Source organism: Paraburkholderia sp. SIMBA_027 (assembly GCF_046535315.1).
GTDB classification, from domain to species: Bacteria; Pseudomonadota; Gammaproteobacteria; order Burkholderiales; family Burkholderiaceae; genus Paraburkholderia; species Paraburkholderia tropica.
In genome coordinates, this window is the sequence record NZ_JAWRWY010000763.1 from 1 (window position 1) to 265 (window position 265).

1 protein-coding gene is annotated in these 265 nt (G+C 35.5%); it reads right to left on the bottom strand.

The features are described from left to right. Positions 1-75: 75 nt before the first annotated feature. Positions 76-265, bottom strand: a 190-nt coding sequence (locus SB764_RS41105) for a hypothetical protein (protein ID WP_410866913.1), incomplete at its 5' end; no start/stop codon positions are given.

Consider the following 265-nt stretch of genomic DNA (forward strand, 5'->3'; position numbering starts at 1 on the left):
CCCGCATTTACTTCGCAATCATTCATCATAACAAGTATTGATGAGGCTATCAAAAGATTTAAGATGGTTTTCATATCAATATTCTTTTTGAAGTTTAATTCTCATGTCTGCAAAATCGTACTCGCTTTCATCATCTGAGATAGTGTAGTTGTCTCTTAAGTAATTCTCAATAGCATTTTCGAGATCAGAGCTTATTTCTGCGATTTTCTCACCCTCGTCTGCCAAGCAGTACTTTGAATCTGTAAAATCGATGCAAATTGTCGGT